General features: G+C 58.0%; 12 protein-coding genes and 1 pseudogene. 9 read left to right on the forward strand and 4 right to left on the reverse strand.

The genetic code is table 11. The features are described 5' to 3' along the window. Position 1 precedes the first annotated feature (1 nt). From glmS to XH93_RS08240, 4 genes and pseudogenes are all read left to right on the forward strand, one after another. On the forward strand, positions 2 to 1,828 hold the full coding sequence (gene glmS, locus XH93_RS08225; RefSeq protein ID WP_194475036.1) for a glutamine--fructose-6-phosphate transaminase (isomerizing): 1,827 nt from the start codon (positions 2 to 4) through the stop codon (positions 1,826 to 1,828). Between the two features lie 724 nt (positions 1,829 to 2,552). Then, the gene (locus tag XH93_RS42045; RefSeq protein WP_305825961.1) at positions 2,553 to 3,356 is read left to right on the forward strand and encodes an effector protein NopP; all 804 of its coding nucleotides are present in this window, start codon (positions 2,553 to 2,555) and stop codon (positions 3,354 to 3,356) included. Between the two features lie 432 nt (positions 3,357 to 3,788). Further along, positions 3,789 to 4,130, forward strand: a pseudogene (locus tag XH93_RS08235) (transposase); the annotation flags it as partial. A gap of 52 nt (positions 4,131 to 4,182) precedes the next feature. Then, a complete protein-coding gene (locus XH93_RS08240; protein ID WP_305825962.1) occupies positions 4,183 to 4,851 on the forward strand; it encodes an effector protein NopP in 669 nt (222 codons plus the stop codon). Positions 4,852 to 6,296: 1,445 nt separating this feature from the next. Here the strand turns inward: XH93_RS08240 and XH93_RS08250 are convergent. The 4 genes from XH93_RS08250 to XH93_RS08265 form a co-directional block, all read right to left on the reverse strand. Continuing rightward, the gene (locus tag XH93_RS08250) at positions 6,297 to 6,731 is read right to left on the reverse strand and encodes a response regulator transcription factor (protein ID WP_139859045.1); all 435 of its coding nucleotides are present in this window, start codon (positions 6,729 to 6,731) and stop codon (positions 6,297 to 6,299) included. A gap of 46 nt (positions 6,732 to 6,777) precedes the next feature. After that, positions 6,778 to 7,455, reverse strand: coding sequence for a response regulator transcription factor (locus XH93_RS08255; RefSeq protein WP_139481215.1), 678 nt, complete (start codon positions 7,453 to 7,455; stop codon positions 6,778 to 6,780). Continuing rightward, on the reverse strand, positions 7,452 to 10,124 hold the full coding sequence (locus tag XH93_RS08260) for a PAS domain S-box protein (RefSeq protein ID WP_194473111.1): 2,673 nt from the start codon (positions 10,122 to 10,124) through the stop codon (positions 7,452 to 7,454). The genes XH93_RS08255 and XH93_RS08260 overlap by 4 nt, the downstream gene beginning before the upstream one ends. A gap of 742 nt (positions 10,125 to 10,866) precedes the next feature. Continuing rightward, positions 10,867 to 12,183 carry a dicarboxylate/amino acid:cation symporter gene (locus XH93_RS08265; RefSeq protein WP_194473112.1) on the reverse strand — a complete coding sequence of 439 codons (1,317 nt, stop codon included), beginning with the start codon at positions 12,181 to 12,183 and terminating at the stop codon, positions 10,867 to 10,869. Positions 12,184 to 13,203: 1,020 nt separating this feature from the next. Between XH93_RS08265 and XH93_RS08270 the strand changes: the two genes are divergently transcribed. The 5 genes from XH93_RS08270 (at position 13,204) to XH93_RS08290 (ending at position 17,859) form a co-directional block, all read left to right on the forward strand. Next, positions 13,204 to 13,488: an AlpA family transcriptional regulator gene (locus XH93_RS08270; protein ID WP_194473113.1), complete on the forward strand. Its 285-nt coding sequence runs from the start codon at positions 13,204 to 13,206 to the stop codon at positions 13,486 to 13,488. Positions 13,489 to 13,723: 235 nt separating this feature from the next. Then, positions 13,724 to 14,773: an aromatic ring-hydroxylating dioxygenase subunit alpha gene (locus tag XH93_RS08275; protein WP_194473114.1), complete on the forward strand. Its 1,050-nt coding sequence runs from the start codon at positions 13,724 to 13,726 to the stop codon at positions 14,771 to 14,773. 3 nt (positions 14,774 to 14,776) lie between these two features. Beyond that, a complete protein-coding gene (locus XH93_RS08280) occupies positions 14,777 to 15,529 on the forward strand; it encodes a GntR family transcriptional regulator (protein WP_139859040.1) in 753 nt (250 codons plus the stop codon). Between the two features lie 11 nt (positions 15,530 to 15,540). Next, entirely contained in the window at positions 15,541 to 16,521 is a 981-nt protein-coding gene (locus XH93_RS08285; protein ID WP_194473115.1) for a PDR/VanB family oxidoreductase, read from the forward strand. Positions 16,522 to 17,172: 651 nt separating this feature from the next. Then, on the forward strand, positions 17,173 to 17,859 hold the full coding sequence (locus tag XH93_RS08290; RefSeq protein WP_194473116.1) for a molybdenum ABC transporter permease: 687 nt from the start codon (positions 17,173 to 17,175) through the stop codon (positions 17,857 to 17,859). Positions 17,860 to 17,926 lie beyond the last annotated feature (67 nt).

The following is a 17,926-nucleotide window of genomic DNA, read 5'->3' on the forward strand; positions in this document are numbered from 1 at the left end:
TATGTGTGGAATAGTAGGCATCTTGGGGCGTGGCCCGGTCGCTGGGCAATTGATCGCTTCGCTCAAGCGATTGGAATATCGTGGCTATGACTCCGCGGGCGTCGCGACGCTCGAAGGTCTCCATATTGAGCGCCGGCGCGCTGAAGGTAAGCTGAGAAACCTTGAGGAGCGGCTGCGCGATTATCCGCCGTCAGGTCATAGCGGTATTGGTCACACTCGCTGGGCGACGCATGGAAAACCCACCGAAAGCAATGCTCACCCGCATGCAACGGAAAATGTCGCGGTCGTTCATAACGGGATCATTGAGAATTTCCGCGAACTACGGGCCGAACTGGAGCGCAATGGAGCTCATTTCAGCTCAGAGACGGACACCGAGGTGGTGGCGCATCTCGTCGAATCGTACCTCAAGAATGGCTACTCGCCGCAGGATGCGGTACAAGCCTCCCTGCCACGACTGCGCGGAGCTTTCGCTCTGGCATTCCTGTTCAAAGGCCATGAGGATCTTTTGATCGGCGCGCGCAAAGGGTCGCCCCTTGCGATCGGGCATGGTACCGGCGAAGTTTATCTAGGATCGGACGCGATCGCACTCGCGCCCTTGACTGATGCCATCACCTATCTTGAAGACGGCGACTGGGCCGTTCTTACCCGCACGATCTGCATGATCTATGGCGCAGACGGGACGGTCGTCCATCGGGAAACATCAAAGTCTGGCGCGTCGTCACTCCTGGTGGACAAGGCGAACTATCGCCACTTCATGGCCAAGGAAATCCACGAGCAGCCGACAGCGGTCGGTCAGACATTGGCGCATTATCTCGATATGTCAGCCGAACGCGTAGCCCTGCCGCTCACACTACCGTTCGACTTTAATTTTATTCAGCGCATCTCAATTACGGCGTGCGGCACGGCAAGTTATGCCGGTTATATCGCCAAATACTGGTTCGAGCGGCTGGCGCGCCTGCCTGTCGAAATCGATGTTGCGTCCGAGTTCCGCTACAGGGAGGCGCCTCTGCGCCACGGCGATCTCGCGATCGTCATCTCGCAGTCGGGGGAAACCGCCGACACGCTGGCTGCGTTGCGCTATGCCAAGAGCCAGGGCCTGCACACGATATCCGTGGTCAACGTCCCGACGTCGACGATCGCGCGCGAGAGCGAATCCGTGCTGCCGACACTGGCGGGTCCAGAAATCGGCGTCGCCTCCACCAAGGCATTCGTCTGCCAGCTGGCGGTGATGGCGGCGCTTGCCGTCGCAGCAGGCAAGGAGCGCGGCAAGCTGTCCGAGTTCGATGAATCGGAGCTCGTACGTGAGCTTATCGAAGTGCCGCGGCTGATTGCTGCGGCGCTGTTGGTCGAACCACAGATCGAGAAGCTCGCGCGTGATATCGCAAAGTCGAGCGACGTGCTATATCTCGGCCGAGGCACATCGGCGCCCCTGGCGTTGGAAGGCGCGCTCAAGCTGAAGGAAATCTCCTATATCCACTCAGAAGGTTATGCCGCCGGCGAGCTCAAGCACGGACCAATCGCATTGATCGATGAGACCATGCCCGTGGTGGTGATAGCACCTTACGACGACGTCTTCGAGAAAACCGTCTCGAACATGCAGGAAGTCGCCGCTCGAGGCGGCAGCATTATCTTGATCACCGATGCGAAGGGCGCTTCGGAAGCGACGGTGGATACGCTCATGACCATTGTGTTGCCAAACATGGCTGCAAGCTTTACGCCCATGGTTTATGCCATCGCGGTGCAACTGCTAGCCTATCATACCGCCGTGGTTATGGGGACGGACGTGGATCAGCCGCGCAATCTTGCAAAGTCGGTCACTGTTGAATAGACGTCGCGCCAACGTTGACGTGCTCTCCCGTGACAGTTCTGCGGATACAAGAACATGACAGACAATAGTCTGGCTCGCCGCCGCGTTCTGCCGGAGATTGTCGAGACTACGATCTGCGTATGGCTCTGGTCCGGCGCCAACAGCCCTCGGAAGGAGAGCGATCCGATGGCCCGAAAAGGCGAACTTTCGGCCGATCTCATTCGTGATTGACGCTAGTCAGCTTACCGTCAGGTCGCCTGGCTACTTTGGCGTGGCCCAATGAGCCTCAAATCAATAAGAAACTCTCTTGCCTTAGGAGTACTGATCCTCATGTACGGTCGAATCGGTGGATATTATGAAGCAAATACGTGGGCATCCCACGACGGACACGTGGATGCAGGAGATTTCGAGGGCAGGTTCGCCAACATGCACCTGTCCGCAGCGGAGCCGACCTCCTCTTCGATCACGTCTCCTATTCCATCGGCTTCACATCATCGGCCCAAGGATCCAGCGGAGGCCTTTTCGAAGTTCTGTTGCTTGCCTGTGTCTAGGGTCTGTTTGGATTCAGGATTGAACTTCCCAGCCGGAACGATTCAAACTCAATCCGCTGCAGAAATGCCGGGGCCAAACACCTAGTTTTCCGTTAATTTCTCGGCGTCAGCTTACGGACAGCTAAGCTGCTTATCTGCGGAGTCAGGTCTAACGACCTGAAACACAATGCAACCGCCATAGGAGTGTGGTCGTCATGGACGATCGAGTTAACAATATGTCGCATGTTCCATCCTACGATGAGTATCATTACGCTAGCTCCCCGGAGCACAGGAATGCCGACGATTTTGCGGACACGTTCCGTAGAATGGGATTGCAGGACTCGGGTGCCAGCTCATCCTCGCAGCCGAGTTATTACCTCAACTCAAGACCCCCCGTTATTGAGATCAACCGGGCCGAATTCCGGGAACGGGTGAGGAGCTTTCATGGTGAAGAAATCGATCGTATCGCCAACAATCCGCAGGAATACTCAGAATTTGTATCCGAAAGAGCTAGTCGCACCGCGGATACCGCCAGAAGTTTCGCGATCCGAAGGGATTCCGATGCCGCGCGATATTACAGCTACCAACTAGGAAATACGAGCGTCGGCCTCCAAAGAACGGAAGCCGGATTTCCTATGGCGACTGAGTTCACCAGCCAGCGGTGGCGAGAACTGTTTCCCGGACGGACTGATGTCACATCAATCGTGGATTTTCAGGTTGCACATCCGCTCGTCGGTAACGCCGGCGATATTCTGCTCGAGCACCAACTACGGCAAGACGGCGAACGGCCGCTAGTGAACTGGCGTCCTGCCAATGACGAAGCGAGAGCCCGTGCAGAACAACTGGGCTTCGTTCATGTGGATCCCGATGATATGGTACTTGATCCCACCCAGTCCAAACAGTGGAGATATAGGGATGGTGAATGGCAGCGCGCAACCAATTCTTCGATGTATCTCTCCAAAGCGTCGAGCGATGATGAACCTTCATCAGAGTCCGACTCGGATGGAGACTTCATGTGACGTGAGATCTCTACCAATCCATTTGAGGTGGAGCAGGAGCGCAGACCAACCGACACCTGCGGCTTACGATCGAGCCTTGGACGGAACGAAGCCCAAGCCAATTCGGCTCAAGCCGTGAGGTGCACTGTACTGGCGGCGGTTTACGAGAGCTAGTGCCTATAATAGCACAAAAGAAAACCCCGGCTTCCAGCCGGAGTTTTCGACTCCCGCCCGGGCGGGAGGAGCGGATTGCCTATGGCAGGCGCCAGCGTCATTGTGTCCTCGCCATCAGAATGGCTCGGGATCTTTCCGGGTTGCCTGGGTGAGGAGGGCTTCGTTGGCCGTTTTCTTCGTAGGCGGTAATCTCGAGAAGTGTCGGGCCAACTCATCGAGCAACGAGACCATCCACCCGGGCTCGCCGGCATTGGATGCGAAGATCAAAAAATGGAGCAGCTGCCTCGCCTGTCCGGCAAATCCAAACTCGCCGAGGCGATCCGCTATGCCACATCGAGGCGTACCGCTCTCGAGCGCTTCCTGAACGACGGCCGCATCGAGCTCGACTCCAACACCGTTGAGCGCGCGATCCGGCCACAAACCATCACGAGAAAAAACGCGCTCTTCGCCGGGTCGCATGGCGGCGGCCGAACCTGGGCGACCATCGCCACGCTTCTCCAGACCGCGAAGATGAACGACGTCGACCCGCACGCCTGGCTCACACAAACTCTCGATCGGATCGCGAAGCGCTGGCCGATCACTCAGATCGATGCGCTCATGCCCTGGAACTTCAAACCCTGAACGGCCTCAGCTTGCCGCTTACTCCTCTTCTGCAGCGCCAACGTATTCCCTCGTGACCAAACCTCCGATAGTGCCGATCGACAAGGAGACGTTTCGCAGGGAAGCAAAGGTCTTCCAAAATGATGATGAAATATTGCGCATCGCCGAGAATCCGCGGGAGTACTCGCGTTTCGTGTCGACGCGAGCTAAGAACGTCAGAGAGACTGCAGAGGACTACGGCACGACCAGAGATTCGGAGAACGCGCGATACTACAGCTATGAACTAGGAAACAAAACTGTCGCACTGCTGCGGACGGAAGGCGGATACAGCATGAACGAATTCCACGACGACAGGTGGCGAGAACTGTTTCCCGGGCGAGAACACATCACCTCCGTCGTCGATCTTCAGCTTGCCCATCCCTTGGTGGAGAACGCAGGCGATATTCTGCTCGAGTATCAGCTTCGGCGAGATGCGCGAGAGGGCGAACAACCGTTGCTCAAATGGTATCCACTTAATGAAGAATCGAAAGCTCGCGCGGCGAAGTTAGGTTTCGTAGAGGTCGACGATTGCAATATGGTACTTGACCCTACTCAGCATCCTGACAAATGGACAACGAATAGCGCAGGTGAATGGCAGCGCGCCAACAAACCTGAACGATATCTCGCTAAAGCAGACGACGGCGAGCGCCGTAATGTTCATGTAGCAAGCTCGGGGTACGAGTACGAGGATGACTATATGTGATGTTAGAACCGGTGAGAACACGTTGACACACTTCGTTTATCTTCCCTGGTTCTTGCGAACGATAGTCGTAAACTGCAGTGCGCGCCTGGGGTGCGCCTGCCCCATTTGCCGCATCCCGTGGGCTCAATGAAGCGCAATCGTTTTACGGAAGAGAAGAGGTATTCGGCGCCTCCGGATTGCGCCACCGGAATCCCGCCTTCGGACTTGAGACAAGCCGGTAAAGTGCGGCCCGCCGCGTTCATTCCGACCAAACACGAGCCAGATTTCGCCTTGCCCGGTTCCGGGGTTCGGTACCATTTCCGCATCAAAGGTTTGATGCGAGATCGGTATTTGTGCGCCAACCAATGCGCCATCTTCTAGAATACGATATGGTCGATGCGCCGGAATACGTGCGCAGGCCGGCGATCATGTCGACCGTGCTGACGCCTTGATTGCCGGAAAGGGCTTCAGTGAGCCCGCGAACAAACCCCTTCGCCTTTTCCTTGGTATCGTTGTGACGACGGACATGCGCCTGTGCGCCCCTCGCATGCGAATGAGGTTCCCGGGTGGCGTCAGCATGAACGTGTCCGTCGGATCGCAATGAACACATCACTCAACGCAGCAAGCCCAGGCGTCCCGCGCACCTCCGGCGGGCGCCCTGGAACTCAACTGTCACGACGGCTGCATCCGGTGATCTGGAAGGCTCCCCGGCGGCCGGTAGCGCCGCCTCCGACACCACCGGCACGAATGACAATGTATCGGCCAAAGCCGGCAGCACCAACTGACCCAAACGCGCCCGGCGCCGCTAGTAATGTACCTGCTGCGGCCGGCAGCCATGACGGCGTGCGATATCCGTGAGAGGCGCCCTTGGCTCAAGGCCTTCCCCGACGATCTGTACCTTCAAATCGTCCGGCCACTGCTTGCGACCTGAGCCAGCATGCACTTCGATACGCGGCGACAACGGTCGTCTTATGTCGTCCACTGGTCGTCGATTAAGAGCACCCTTGCTGCAGGCGACTCCATCCCCATAGAAATCTTCCAATAGCTCCTGAAATGTGATGCTTGAGATATCCACGATGGGTGGTTTAGCAGTTAGTGAGTACGGCCGTGCTGTTGCCGAAGATGAACCAGTGTAGCGCCTTTGCGGCGCAACCTGCATACCGGAGAAAACATCCTCGAAGCTTTGGCTGCCTTGATCTGTGCGCACCACCGGTTTCAGTTTGCGTCATTGCATCAAAGTCGGAACCAACCATCCATGGAAAGCTGGGTGAACCATCTAGTCGATTGTACATGGATGTTCGCGCTCCGATCTAAGAAACCTGGTATGAGTGTCAGGCTACTAAGGCCTAGCGGGACTTGATAGTCAGACGGTCTGACGGCTGACTGGGCTGCCAAGAAGTTGATCGAGATCGTCTCTCGCGCGAAGCGCCTAGATCAGACATAAAGTTGGCGGTCGGCTGATCGTTTCAGGTATCTCCGCCGCCGCCGTTCTCCTCCAGTGCGGCATCTAGGTACTCTATCAGCGTATGTCCGGCGAAGGGCTTGGCCAAGAAGCCAGCCGCTCCCGCGCTCAGGGCTGAGGCGCGCACGCGGTCGTTGGGGAAGGCAGTAATGAAAATGAATGGCACACCGTAGCCACGGGTCCGCATTTCCGCCAGCAGGTCCAAGCCGCTCATAACCGGCATCTGCACATCCGTAATTACACAGGAGGTTTCGTTCAACCGCGGCGACCTCAAGAACTCCTCGGCCGACGCAAACGTTTGAACGACGTAGCCACGCGATTTCAAAAGGTTCTCTGTCGCCGCACGGACCGATGCGTCGTCATCAACGACAGAAATCAAAGGCGTGGACAAGACAGGCCCTCCTTGCGCGGGACTAGCGACTGCCGAGGCATTAGCCATCCCTGGACGAAAAGTGGGCTTGCGTGGTTAAATTGTAAAATCATACTTAGGTTTGTTCGGGACGGTTAGAACGGATGCCGAGCGTCTCAGTCATTCTGATCAAATCCGCCAGCGATCGGGCGCGCATCTTTTTCATCACGTGTCCTCGGTAGATCTTGACCGTAATCTCGGCGAGCCCCAGCTCGGCAGCTATCTGCTTGTTCATCAAGCCGGTAGCGACCAGTTTCATGACCGCCTGCTCGCGCGGGCTTAGGGTCTCAAATAGGGACTTGAGGTTCGCGACGGTCTGGTCGGCTTCCCGTCTTTTGCGATCGCGTTCGGTCGCCGCGATCACGGCGTCCAGCAGTTCCTGATCGCGAAACGGTTTGGTGAGAAAATCGACCGCTCCACCCTTCATGGCCCTGACGCTCATGGGAATGTCGCCATGCCCTGTAATGAAGATGATGGGAATATGAATGTTCGACTTGGCTAGCTCAGTCTGGAACTCAAGGCCACTCAAGCCTGGCAGCCGGACATCAAGAACCAGGCAACTAACGACGTCCGGAAGCTTGCTCTGCAGCATTTCTCGTGCCGATCCGAATGCAACGACGTCCAGGCCGACGGATTGAAAAAGGTTTGTAAGCGACCGACGCATCGAGACGTCATCTTCGACAATGAAGACAATTGCATTTGCCGATGCCTCGGCGCTGCTGCCTTCGCGCTGGGGGTTTGAGCGTTCGTTCACGACACCACCTCCTTGTGCAACGGCAGGTCAAACCGAAAGCTCGCTCCGGGCCCCTGCTTGTGGACGATCGAAAGACGCCCTCCGTGAGCTTCCACAATCGAGCGGCAGATCGAGAGGCCCATGCCAAGACCGCTCGATTTTGTCGTGAAGAAGGGGTCTAACACCCGATCGGCGTCATTCTCCGCGATGCCGACGCCACTATCAGTCACCGCAAGCTGCACGTGTTCCATGTCGTCCCTAGATGACTGGATCACCAGTTCGCGCGTCCGGTCCGTAACTGCGTCCATAGCTTCGATCCCGTTCATCACCAGATTGATAATTACCTGCTGCAGCTGAATCCGGTCCCCCAGAACCGCCGGCAGCGCTGCCGTCAGCTCGGTTTTCAGTGTCACTTGGTGGCTAACCAGCTCACGATTCACCAGCGCAATGACATCCTTAACGACGTCATTGATGTCGAGCGGAAGCATTTCGATCTCGCCCTTCTTCGCAAGCGCGCGAACGCGACGGATCACCTCGCTTGCCCTGATCGCGTCTTCGATTATCCATTCAACGGATGAGCGCGCGGCGGAAAGATCAGGAGTTTTGCGGCCCATCCAACTGAGGCACGCGTCGGCGTTGCTGATAATAGCGGCGAGTGGCTGGTTGATTTCGTGGGCGATGGAGGTTGTCAGCTCTCCTAACGTCGTCACGCGTGTCACATGCGCGAGCTCCGCTTGTGCCTTCCGCAGCTCTTGTTCGGCCTGATCTGCGCGGATAATAGCGGTGATGTCGGTGCTGACGCCACGGTAGCCAAGAAAAGTGCCGCTTACGTCAAAAAATGGCTTGCCGCTCGTCCGGACGTAGATCGGAGATCCCATCCGGTTGACGGCGCGATAGACCAGATCACGAAACGGCAGATGTGCCTCTAGCCTTGCACGATGTTGCTGCCATTTCTCAGGTTCGTCTTCCAAGTCGCAAGCAATGTCCCAACGCGGCAGACCCAGGAGGCCTGTGGCCAGGATTCCCGCAGCGCTGGTATGTTCCGATAAGTGAGTGACTTTATGGTCTGGCCCGGTCTCCCAGAGCCAGTCGGAAGCCGTTTCGGCGTAGTCGCGAAAGCGCTGCTCGCTTTCGCGCAGCGCAGCAAGTGTGCTTTCCAGGCGTTCTCTGGCTGCGTATTGCTCAGTGACATCCATATGTGTCCCGATGAGCTCGCCGATATTGCCGTCGCTGCCAACCACGACATGGGCCACAGAATGTATGTGCCTCATCGAGCCATCCGGGAGCAAGATTCGAAAATCATACTCGAAGCGGTTTTGCTTGCCGTCTCTCGCAAGTCGCTGCACTTCCTGAAGCCGCGGCAGGTCGTCCGGATGGATCCGCGAACGAATAGTCTCTATGGACAGGCTCTCTTGCGGGTCGAAGCCGAAGAGACGATTCACTTCGGCGGAGCGATACACAAAATCGGCTCCGTGGACGTCCCATGACCAACTGCCAGTATGACTGAGATGCTGGGCTTCGGCCAGATAGGCCTCGCTGCGGCGTAGCTGCTGCTCGACTTGCTTTGTAACTGTGATATCCGTCGCTGCCCCGACAAACTCGATTTCGCCAGAGGCAGTTGTCGTGGCTCGCGCCTGCGCGCGGATGTGCTTCACCGAGCCGTCCGGTAGCAGCAATCGGTATTCATGCTCGAACTCCTGTGGGTCTTGCATCACTCGATCGATCGTCTGTTGGACGGAAGCTCGATCTTCCGGGTGCGTGCGCTCGACGACGAGTTGCGGGCTCGGTATCGTCTTCGGATCCAACTGGAAAATTCGAAAAAGCTCTTTTGACCAAAAAACCTCGCCAGTGGCGACGTTCCAGCCGAAGCTGCCTGTGTGGCTCAACTCCTGCGCTTGAGCCAAATGGGCTTCGCTGCGCTGTAAGGCAAGCTCCGTCTGCCGTTTTTCGGTGATATCTTCGCAGGATATCAGGACAACCGGCTTGTCATCGGCCCAAAGCATGGCTTTGGCATTTTCTCGCACCCACAGGACCGCGCCGTCTTTCCTGACTTTTTGGGCGTCCCAGGTTTGCGATTGACCGATATCTTCAAGGCATGTGCGAATGCATGTGCGAGCGAACTCGCGATCCTCCTCCAGAAAGAGTCTCAGAACGGATTGACCGATCAGCTCGGAGCGCGCATAGCCGAGGTGTGTCGCGCCGAACGTATTGACGTTGAGGACGGTACCGGCTTCGTCGACCATGACGTACATGGCCGGATTGTGTTCAAAGATTGCGCGCCACTGCTTTTCACGGTCCTTCAAATCGGCCGTGCTGCGCCGGAGCTCGGCCGCAGTCTCACGCGCAGCCTCTCTTTCCTGGCGGATCTTTCCAATCAGGTGCGTTCCGACAATCGAGACGGTAAAGAATGCGACAACCACGAGAAGCACTTGAGGGTCATCGATCCGCAGACTGAACGCCGGCGGTGCAAAGTAGTACGCCAAAGCAGCGATAGCTAAGACCGAAAGCGCGGATGACGCGATAAAGCTGCCGATCAATGAAAACAGCAATATAACCAGCAAATAGCCGAACGCCGTCGCAGCGAAATGTGTTTGAAGGTACAAGGAAGCTAGCGTCACCACCGCCAGCGTTATGCTGCCGAAAGTAAACTGCGTGGCAGAACGTTTGAAGTTATTGATCTGGTTATACATTCTTGGACCGTCCGGCCTTTCTCCGGCGGGAGAGTTATAACATTTTAGGCAAAAATGGGGCAATCCCTTCGGCTCCACGCTCGCGAGCGGTTCCGGGTGAATTGCTTTGCAGCTGAACTCAGCACGTGCCGAAGAAAGGCGCATTACAAACGTAGGTATAGTTGTTCTAAACCTTTCCATATGGCGCGCTGACGTGCGTACAATCGGGGCTCATATGTCTGCTTTCCTTCACTGCGATAGCCCGTTGGCAGGCGCGCGCGGCTGTGGAGGCGCGGCCGAGCCCAATTGGCACGTCCAACGACGGGGACAGCCGCTGCCGCGAACCCACCAAGACCCTGACGCTGAGCAATGAGACGCGCGTCGTTAAATCTCTAAAAGAGCGCCGACAAGCAGTGGAGCGCCTTGACGTTTGCTCCATGCGATCCATCACGACTTGGTGAAGGCGCCAATCTGGTTCACGAGTCATCACTGGCGCAGCATCGGTGGACGAGGCCAGTCCGGTGGCCGCGCCCCTTGGCCCGTCAGGCCGGCCAGTTCGGTCGGAATCGTCTGCCCCCGGCCAACCTTGCCGGCATTTGGATCGCGTTGGGGCGCGACACCGAGTCGTGGTGCGATCCGCAGATTCGCGAGAAGAGCTCCGGCTCGCAGTTCAGTCGGCCGCGCCGTTTGAACTGCGAAAAAATCACGGAGTTGGCTACGCTCAGTTCGAGCGCGCCTTGAAATCACGGATAGGACCTGGAGCCTACCTCCTGGAGCTTCGTGTATCGATACCGGCGGTGGGCTGTTTGAGCCGGGCATGCAGCGTCGCGTCGTCGAGCTCGCCTTCCCACCAGGACACGAACACAGCGGCGATGCCATTGCCGGTGATGTTGGTAAGGGCTCGCACCTCGCTCATGAACTTGTCGATCGAGAATACGATCGCCATGCCCGGCACCAATGCCGGGTTGACCACCGACAATGTCGCGGCGAGTGTGATGAAGCCTGCGCCGGTGACGCCGCTTGCTCCCTTCGAGGTCAGCATTGCCACGAGCAAGATCGTGAGCTGTTGGCCAAAGGTGAGATCGACCCCGAGTGCCTGGGCGATGAACAAAGTCGCAAGCGTCATATAAATGTTGGTGCCGTCGAGGTTGAAGGAGTAGCCGGTTGGCACCACGAGGCCGACCACGGGCTTTGAGCAGCCCAGCCGCTCGAGCTTCTCCATCAATTGTGGCAGCGCGCTTTCCGAGGACGAGGTGCCAAGCACGATCAGAAGCTCGTCTTTGATATAGATAATGAACTTGAAGATCGAGAAGCCGACGATCCGCGCGATCAGGCCGAGCACGACGACCACAAATATCGCGGCCGTCGCATAGAATAGTACGATCAGCCCGATCAGATTACCGAGCGCCGCCGGCCCGAACTTGCCGATCGTGAAGGCCATCGCGCCGAACGCACCGATCGGGGCCGCTTTCATGATGATGGCGATCACGCCGAACACTGCGTGCGCGACGTCGTCAATCATGCCGCGCAGTCGTTGTCCACGCTCCCCCAGCGCCATCAGCGAAAAGCCAAACAGGATCGCGAACAGGAGCACTTGCAGAACGTCGCCGCGGGCGAGGGCGCCGACCACAGTATCGGGAATGATATTGAGAAAAAAATCGACGGTCTTCGAGGCTTCCGCCTGCTTGACGTAGTTGGCGACCGCCGCAGCGTCTGGTTTGACCGCAAGGCCATGGCCGATCTGGACCAGATTGCCCATGACAAGGCCCAACACCAAGGCAAAGCTCGATACGATCTCGAAATAGGCCAACGCTTTGACGCCGACGCGCCCGACTTTCTTTGCGTCCTGAATATGCGCGATCCCGGATGCGACGGTGCAGAAGATGATCGGTGCGATCACCATCTTGATCAGCTTGATGAAGCCATCACCGAGCGCTTTGACCCAGTCGTTGGTCGCGACCGACGGCCATAGCCAGCCGACGATGGCGCCGATCACGATCGCGATCAACACCTGAACGTAGAGAATTCTATACCAAGTCTGCGACGCGCGCGCGGGCGCCGCAGTTGCCATGGTGGTCATGACGCTTCCTTCCCGAATACACTCGAATGCGAGCCGCTGCGTCGTTGAGAGGCGACGGCATCATACGAGGCTGTCATTTTAGCCGTGTCCGATTGAAGACGATTCCGGGAGCCGGCGCGTCATTCCAAAGGCAGGCGTTCAGTTACGTTATCTTTTTTCGTCAAGCAAGATCCGCACCAGAGCCCAACCTGCAGACGATCGAGTCGCCGTCGGATAAGCGCCTGTCTTCTGACGAGGTCTGATTGAATCTTCGAATGGCATTTGTGAGGTCGGTCGCGAAGGCGTTGCTCAGCGTCATGCCGCATTTTGCTGGCAAGTTTCCCGAGGCACGTCTCGGCATAGAAATCCTAGAGTGATCAGTAGGCTTCAAGTGCTGAGCTTGATGCAACAGTACGTTACATTGGTAAAATTGATTGTTTGGATCGTAGGCATCCAGACGATGGAAGCGTGCGACATCTAGCGGGCTGGTCGATGTGAGGTCGTATCCGCATCGGCGCTCGCCGAGCAGTTAGGCGTCTCGGCGTTGCGATGGAGTTCTCAACTCGTTCATTCCGCTCTGGCAGTTTTGAACGTTCTTCTTCTGAACTCTTTGCCAGGCAGGACGAGACCAATGTGACTTATTCTTGCTGCGGATGTCCTGGCGACTTCGAATCGAGTTGCGACAATCGGATGGCGGTGGACGTGCTCCAGTGTCGTCCGGTAAAATCGATGGTTCGGCAGAATGTCTGCGCAAAGTGATTCTGCCTCCGCATTGTGAAGGCGCCCGATCAACTTGCCATGTCCATCCGTGCAAGGTGCGTCTTTGCAGCCGCTAGTGGTGATCGACCAAGGTCGTAGGCTGGATGGGCGCTAGATAGAAGCGAGCTTTGCCGCCAAGCGCTGGGGATGAATAGCGCTTCAACTTGGGGTGTCGAAAGTCGCTTCCTCGATGTTCGGTATCCCTCCAGAGCGCGCGCTTCTCCATGATGATGGCACGAAAGTGCCGCCGTTCGCGGCCGGCCTCTCACCTGGAGCTCTCAAATGCCCGATTCGATGTCAGATCTAGCGACGCGGTTCCTGCGTACACCGGAGGCTGCGCGTTATCTTAGCTTATCCGGCCGCACGCTCGAAAAGCACCGCACATATGGCACGGGGCCAGCGTATCGAAAGATCGGCGGTCGCGTGATCTACGCACTGGATGATTTGAGAGCGTGGGCCGATCTCGGCACCAAGACGTCGACGTCCGATCCCCGCAAGGGGACTGTGCTGCCGGCCAAGAAGCGCCCGATGCTGCGTCCCTATGCTGGACAGGAACCTCGCCGATAGCCGTACGGGGCCGCGACAGTGCAGGGACGAGATGCAGCGGGATATCCACGATGGCGAGGTTGGATTCAGCCGGTAGCTGTTTTGGTGCGCCGCAAGATCCTACCAAGCAGCTCGATCGGCATCTTGGATCATCTATGTATACAGAAATTCCATTGTAAGCCCGCATATTCGTCATTTTTTCGGCCCGTTTCGATTCAATGTATACAGTCAGTGTCCATAAGCGAGGAATCGGCACATGAGCCATTGCTTTCCGACGAATGTCTGGTACGCGGCCGCTTGGGATGCAGAGGTGAAGCAGGCGCTGTTGCCGCGCACGATCTGCGGCAAGCACGTTGTGATGTATCGACGCGCCAACGGAGAGGTGGCGGCACTGGAGGATGCCTGTTGGCATCGGTTGGTGCCGCTCTCAAAAGGGCGTCTTGAGGGCGACAGCGTCGTCTGCGGCTATCATGGGCTGAAATTCAACGCGCAGGGCCGCTGCACCTTCATGCCCTCGCAAGAGACGATCAACCCCTCCGCCTGTGTGCGTGCCTATCCTGTGGTCGAGCGCGATCGCTTCGTCTGGCTGTGGATGGGTGATCCCGCGCTGGCCGACCCACGCTTGGTGCCGGATATGCACTGGAACGATGATTCCACTTGGGCCGGTGATGGTGACACCATTCACCTGAAATGCGATTATCGTCTGGTTGTCGACAACCTCATGGACCTGACGCACGAAACTTTTGTGCACGGCGCCAGCATCGGCAATGACGCCATCGCGGAAGCGCCGTTTGACGTCACCCATGGTGAGAAGACCGCTACCGTAACGCGTTGGATGAAGGGGATTACCGCCCCGCCGTTCTGGGCCAAGCAATTGCAAAAACCTGGTCCGGTAGACCGCTGGCAAATCATTCGTTTCGAGGCGCCGTGCACCATCAATATCGACGTCGGAGTGGCGCCCGCTGGAACAGGCGCGCCGGAAGGCAACCGATCGGCCGGCGTCAATGGTATTGTCCTCAACACCATTACGCCCGAAACGGAAACGAGCTGCCATTATTTCTGGGCCTTCGTGCGCAATTATCGCCTGAACGAACAGCGCCTGACCACCGAACTCCGCCAAGGCGTTTCTGGCATCTTCCGCGAGGACGAGGTCATTCTCGAGGCGCAGCAGCGCGCGATCGACGAAAATCCAGACCGGGTCTTCTATAATCTCAACATCGATGCCGGCGCGATGTGGGCTCGCCGCTTGATAGATCGCATGATCGAGGCCGAGAATCCGTCGCAAGGTCGACAGGCCGCGGAGTAGGGCATGGTCGAGCGCGACAGTGATCGTTCCGTCTCGCAGACAGTACGCGCCCAGCTCAGCTTGCGCGACCTGATCCTTTCGGGTGACTTGCGGCCAGGCGAGCGGATCTCCGAGTTGCAGGCTGTGGAGACGACCGGCGCATCGCGCACCCCGGTGCGAATGGCATTGGTTCGGCTGGAGGAGGAAGGACTTCTGGAAGCGATCCCTTCTGGCGGTTTCATGGTGAAGGCATTCTCCGAGCGAGATGTCCTGGATTCGATCGAACTGCGCGGCACGGTGGAGGGTCTGGCCGCGCGCTTTGCCGCCGAGCGCGGTGTTTCATCGCGCGATCTTGAGCCTCTAAAAGGATGTCTTGACGAGATCGACGGCTTGGTGCGGCAGGATCCAATCTCCGTCGAGGCGTTCTCCTCCTACGTCGCGCTCAATGCGCGTTTTCACGCGCTACTGACCGAATTGTCGCGCAGTCCTCCCTTGATCCGGCAGGTCGATCGCGCGTCGGCCCTCCCATTCGCCTCGCCCAGCGGCTTTGTGATGACCCAATCGACACTGCCGGATGCGCGCCACACACTGTTGATCGCGCAAGATCAACATCGCGTCGTGGTCGATGCAATCGAAAATCGCGAAGGCGCACGGGCCGAAGCAATCATGCGCGAGCACGCCCGAGTAGCGGCGCGCAATCTGCGCCTGGTGCTCAGGAACAAGACGCATTCTGACCTGCTGCCAGGACTGGCCCTCATCAGGATGGCAGGCGATTAAAGGAAATCTCCATGCGGTTCATTGAAAGCTGGACACCCGCAACGCTCGTCGCGACGCGCGATCTGACACCTTCGATCCGCGAGTTCCTCATCAAACCGGAAAACTTTGATGGCGCGGCTTATCCGGTCGGCAGCCATATCAATATTGCCGTCACTATCGATGGCCGCCCGGAGACGCGGTCCTATTCCTTGGTCGGCGAAGCCGACCGAACCGGTTATCGTATCGCCGTGCGGCGCGCGGAGGACTCCCGCGGCGGCTCGCAGTACATGTGGTCGCTCGCGCCGGGCGCCCGATTGACCATTACATTGCCGGCCTCTTTGCTGCCGATTGACTGGGCGCGCCGGCACTACTGCTTGATCGCGGCCGGCATCGGCATTACGCCACTGATCGGGGCAGCTCAGGCGTTGGCGCGCCGCGATGCCGACTTCACTCTGCATTATGCTGTGACTTCTCGTGAGCAGGCCGTCTATTTGGATGTTCTCGCTCCCTTGCTGAACGAGCGGCTTATTGTCCATGCAGGCAACGAAGGGCGCAGGCTCAATATGGATGACTTGTTCGCTTCGCTGCCGCCCGACGCCTTGGCCGTCTTGTGCGGTCCGATCCGGATGCTCGATGCCGCGCGCCGGGCCTGGACTGGTGCAGGACGCGCACTATCCGACCTACGCTACGAGACCTTCGGCTCGAGCGGCTCGCTGCCGACCGAGGGGTTTCGGGTGCGCCTTGCAGATCAGGCCATTGAGATCGAGATTCCGCGCGATCGCTCGTTGCTGGACGTGCTCAATGGGGCCGGTTACGAGGTGATTTCGGATTGCCGGCGCGGTGAGTGCGGCGTCTGCGCCATCGATCTCGTCAAAATCGACGGTGAGCTTGACCACCGCGACGTTTTCTTCAGCGAGCAGCAAAAGCACGCGAACGAAAAGATCTGTGCATGTGTTTCTCGCGCCCGCGGCACGATCACCGTCGATATACTGCACCGCCCGGACGCGCTATAGGTTCGCTGCAACTTCTTGTTTTAGGTAGCAGATCGTTGCTTCAGAACTCGGCAACCAACGCATGGCTATGGTTTGCTACGTTATCATAGAACAGTGCGCGCATGATTGCCGGATGGCGGTCCGCAGCCTGTCTTGCTCCTCGACAAGGCGAAAGTCGAGTACGGAATGAACTCCGAGCGTCGGGTCGCGTCCATTCTCGCAGTGGGGCTGTGACGAAGGCTCTGCGATTATACACGCTGGCCTTTGAGGGACACTGAGAAGCAACCAACGCTTCGAAGCAGCATCCACGTGAGGATTTGCATCGAGGCACTGCGGATGCGCGCATCTTGGGCTGCCACTCTGCCGTCTCATTCTGCGGTCGCTGTCTGCTTGAGAACAAAGATGCCGGAAACCTGACAGCGCGTTAGGTTCACCCCGCAGTAGGGCTGGCCACCATGCGCGTTTTTCTCACGTTAGACGCAGAGCCCACCACATTTCGCAAGCGGCACGCGGATTGCTGGTTGGCGAACTGAGGAGCGGCCGCCGTCAGGCCGGTCGAAGCTGCCTGTCACAGGAGTTTCCCATGAGCCTTGCGATTCTGCTTTTGCTTGCAGAAACGACGCGATCGCTGCGCCGGTATGGCGATGTTCTCTCGCCGGTGGGCTGACGCACATGGATGCCCTTTCGTCAGAAATCTGGCAATCCGTTGCGCTCACGGTCGAGCTCGCCAGCGTGACGACAATGATCCTGCTGGTGATTGGCGCGCCGCTCGCGTGGTGGTTGGCACGGTCAAAAACGGTTTTGAGCGAGGCGGTGGCGACAATGGTCGCGCTGCCGCTTGTGCTGCCACCCACAGCGCTCGGTTTCTGCGTACTCGTCCTGCTCGGTCCGAACGGACCAGGGGGGCTCCTCGCCTCTTTCTGGGGCGAGCACACGCTCGCCTTTACCTTTGCAGGAATCGTGGTCGGATCGGTCCTCTCGGCGCTCCCTTTGGTGGTGCAGCCGATCCGTGGCGCCTTTGTTGCGATGGGCAACCACCCGCAGGACGTTGTGGCAAGTCAGCGCGTTTCTGCGTTGTTCGCCTTCATTACTGTCGGCCTGCCGCTGGCACGGCTGGAGTTCCTCAAGGCTGGCCTGGTTGGCTTTGCTCATACGATCGGCACATTCGGCGTCGTGATGATGATCGGAGGCAACATTCCTGGGCGCACCAAGGTGTTGTCTGCCTATGTCATTGACTACGTCCAAGCATCGCGCTGGCGCGAGGCAGGTTGGGTTGCCGGCGGTATGGTAATGTTCGCCTTTGCGGTCATGTTCACTTTAACCCTCATCGACAAAAGATGTGCCAGGAGAGGCACGTGAGGGGCAGGCGCATCGAAGCATCTTCGGCGTGCCGGCCAAGCTGGCCGGTCAACCGAGCAGCAGTATT

Source organism: Bradyrhizobium sp. CCBAU 51753 (assembly GCF_015291565.1).
GTDB classification, from domain to species: domain Bacteria; phylum Pseudomonadota; class Alphaproteobacteria; order Rhizobiales; family Xanthobacteraceae; genus Bradyrhizobium; species Bradyrhizobium ivorense.

Excerpts from the sequence above, each read along its gene's own strand:
- XH93_RS08275 (WP_194473114.1), top strand. The coding sequence starts at position 13,724 with ATGAGCCATTGCTTTCCGACGAATGTCTGGTACGCGGCCGCTTGGGAT.
- XH93_RS08280 (WP_139859040.1), top strand. The coding sequence starts at position 14,777 with ATGGTCGAGCGCGACAGTGATCGTTCCGTCTCGCAGACAGTACGCGCC.
- XH93_RS08270 (WP_194473113.1), top strand. The coding sequence starts at position 13,204 with ATGCCCGATTCGATGTCAGATCTAGCGACGCGGTTCCTGCGTACACCG.
- glmS (WP_194475036.1), top strand. The coding sequence starts at position 2 with ATGTGTGGAATAGTAGGCATCTTGGGGCGTGGCCCGGTCGCTGGGCAA.
- XH93_RS08290 (WP_194473116.1), top strand. The coding sequence starts at position 17,173 with ATGGATGCCCTTTCGTCAGAAATCTGGCAATCCGTTGCGCTCACGGTC.
- XH93_RS08265 (WP_194473112.1), bottom strand. The coding sequence starts at position 12,183 with ATGACCACCATGGCAACTGCGGCGCCCGCGCGCGCGTCGCAGACTTGG.
- XH93_RS08250 (WP_139859045.1), bottom strand. The coding sequence starts at position 6,731 with ATGGCTAATGCCTCGGCAGTCGCTAGTCCCGCGCAAGGAGGGCCTGTC.
- XH93_RS08285 (WP_194473115.1), top strand. The coding sequence starts at position 15,541 with ATGCGGTTCATTGAAAGCTGGACACCCGCAACGCTCGTCGCGACGCGC.
- XH93_RS42045 (WP_305825961.1), top strand. The coding sequence starts at position 2,553 with ATGGACGATCGAGTTAACAATATGTCGCATGTTCCATCCTACGATGAG.
- XH93_RS08260 (WP_194473111.1), bottom strand. The coding sequence starts at position 10,124 with ATGTATAACCAGATCAATAACTTCAAACGTTCTGCCACGCAGTTTACT.